Genomic DNA, 1798 nt, shown 5'->3' on the forward strand with positions numbered 1-1798 from the left:
CGCCCCAGTCGGCTGAGGTCTTTCGTGATGACAAGGTTGATTTGCCTGCGCTCAATGGCTCTCAACATTCTCTGTAAATCAGGACGCTCCATATTAAGACCTGTGAAGCCATCGTCCTGATAGACTGCAACAACCTCCCACCCCTGCCTTTCGCAGTATTTTTCCAGCATATCACGCTGGTTGGCGATACTGGCACTTTCGCCTTGCAGGTCATCGTCCTTTGACAGCCTGCAATAGACCGCTGCACGATAGCCCCCGGCAAGTGCCTTTCCGATTGTTCTGTATTCCATTTCGTTCATCATAGCCATTTACCCACACAATCCAGACGGTATCTGGCTCTTTTGAACCTCATCTTCATTATACTTCATATCTTTCTTTTTAGCAAGATATTCTTTTGTATTTGTCTTGCCGTATTTCTGGGAAATCAGGCTGACGAACACATCGGTTGCGTCAAGCTCCCCGTCAAACACAGTAGTCACATGAATCTCTGTTTTGTTTTTTGCCATAGGCAGTTATCCTCCATACATGAAAATAGCCAGACAGAGGGTGTCGGCAACGAAGTCCGGCAACGGGCTTCAAAAGACCTTGCAAACAATCTCAATCTGGCGATAGTTACTATTTATACTTTTCTTTTATTTTTCTGTTGTTTTGGTTGTCATAGGGGAGAAAAGCCGATAGTTTCGGGATTTTCCCCGGCAACCGGCTCGGCAACGGGATAGCAACAGGGGGTGCAACGGGCTGTCATTTTCAGAATGGAAGCTCCATCTGTTCTGTGACCTCCACAAAACCGTCCATCGTTTTTTCAGACGGGTTGCCGGAGTCCGTTGCCGGGTTTTCACGCTCCCAGCCCTTTTGTCTGCCATATTCTGAAAACATTCTTGGGTTCGGGAAGTACCGCCAGCGGTCAATGCACTGGTTCATAATCTCGTTGATTTCCCGGATTTCCCATTGCTTCGGCTCGTCAAAGGCATGGTTCAAGGCTTCCTTGTAGAGCTGCTTGGAACAGACCATACTCCCGGTGTACTTATCAAGATACGCCTGTATCATCCCGGCTTTGGTGTCCTCCGGCATAAAATCCCGCTGGTGTTCTTTGAGATACCGCTGCATGGCGGGGCTGAAAGCCAGCTTGAACCTGCCGCTTCGGTAAATCTCCATCGCTTCCGCCCACATCTGCTCGATATAGGCTCTGGAAGCAGCTTCGTCCTCCAAAATGTGAACCTCGGCTTGCTCCGGGTACACCATGACGGGGATAAAGCGGCGGTTGCCGGAACGGTCAAGGGGCAGGAAGTCAAGAGCATTGGAAGTGCCGCCAAACACGCACTGGCGGGGGCGGTCTGCCGGGTGGGTTTCATAGGGTATCTTGTAGACCTCCTTCTGCCGGCTTAAAAATGACTTGATTTCTTCGATGCTCTTGGCGTTTGCGGTTGCCATCATTTCCGACATTTCGATAATCCAGTGACCTTGCAGCTTGCGGTACACATTGTCATCGTCCAGCTTCCGCAAATCATCGGAGAACCACTCGTCCCGGACTGCCAGCAGACGGAAGAAGGTGGATTTGCCAGCCCCCTGACCGCCTACCAGACAGAGCATGATTTCAAATTTGCACCCTGGCTGAAAGGCTCGTGAGATTGCACCCAGCAGGAACAGCTTCAACGCTTCATAGGTGTAATCGTCTGCGTCAGCCCCCAGAAAGTGCCGCAGGCAGAAACGGATTCGCTCTGTCCCGTCCCACACAAGGGTATTGAGATAGTCCCGGATGGGATGGTACTTGTTTTCATTCGCCACAATCCCGATGGCG

General features: G+C 50.9%; 3 protein-coding genes. All 3 read right to left on the minus strand.

The window, feature by feature from the left end; genetic code table 11:
- Window positions 1-308, minus strand: a 308-nt coding sequence (locus tag DWZ82_RS14835; RefSeq protein ID WP_158575311.1) for a recombinase family protein, incomplete at its 3' end; no start/stop codon positions are given.
- Window positions 309-506, minus strand: coding sequence for a hypothetical protein (locus tag DWZ82_RS14840; protein ID WP_054328110.1), 198 nt, complete (start codon window positions 504-506; stop codon window positions 309-311).
- A gap of 241 nt (window positions 507-747) precedes the next feature.
- On the minus strand, window positions 748-1798 hold a 1051-nt coding region (locus DWZ82_RS14850), incomplete at its 5' end, for a virulence-associated E family protein (protein ID WP_118481404.1).

The sequence above is a fragment of the Butyricicoccus sp. AF35-5AC genome, assembly GCF_003477715.1.
Taxonomy (GTDB): Bacteria; Bacillota; Clostridia; order Oscillospirales; family Butyricicoccaceae; genus Agathobaculum; species Agathobaculum butyriciproducens.

Coding starts and splice junctions, on each gene's coding strand:
- DWZ82_RS14840 (WP_054328110.1), bottom strand. CDS start 506: ATGGCAAAAAACAAAACAGAGATTCATGTGACTACTGTGTTTGACGGG.